We start from the raw sequence: 742 nt of genomic DNA on the forward strand, positions 1-742 counted from the left end.
CTGCTTTGTATTTAAGCATAGTCCGGAACTCTGACCATGAGACTTCGCTGATGGCTTTACTCAACTTGCGGTTCTTCACCATGTTCGACACCTGCAAATCTTCGATACCGATGATGTCGTGGTTTTTGACAATCTCGGTTGAGATTTTGTGCAAGTAGTCGGTTCGGGCGTTGACCATCTTTTCGTAGAGGCAAGCGACTTTCTGTTTTTGCTTCTGGTAATTCTTTGCATCGAGCAACGGACAGTTTCGTTTGATAGCCAACTCCCGTCTACGGGCAAGCTTCTTCTGCTCTTTCGCTAACTTCTGCTCGATTTTGCGGAAGAACTTCGGATTTTGATAGACTGTACCATCTGACAGAATGGCGAAGTCTTTCAATCCGACATCAATACCCACAGCAGAACCCGTCTTATCTATTTGTTCGATTTCAGTTTCGACTAAAAGAGAGACAAAGTATTTGCCGCTCGGCTTGCGTCTGACGGTGGCATTCAAAATACGTCCGTCTACGTCGCAACTTTTGGCGAACCGCACCAGACCAAGTTTCGGCAATTTAATGTGATTGCCGACAATCGCAATATTGCCATTTGTGCATTTGGTCGTGTAGGACTGCACGGCATTCTTCTTCGACTTGAAGCGTGGAGCCTTGTTCTGCTTTCTAAAAAAACACTTGAACGAATCATCGAGATGACGTAACGCCGATTGCAATGAGATACTATCCACTTCTCTTAGCCAGTCGATTTCTTT

Annotated in this window: 1 protein-coding gene; it reads right to left on the reverse strand. The window is 45.3% G+C overall.

Annotation, left to right across the window (positions count from 1 at the left end):
• On the reverse strand, window positions 1–742 hold a 742-nt coding region (locus tag ACYQ4S_RS12080), incomplete at both ends, for an RNA-guided endonuclease TnpB family protein (protein WP_459771404.1).

It is taken from the genome of Alkalibacterium sp. s-m-28 (genome assembly GCF_054658175.1).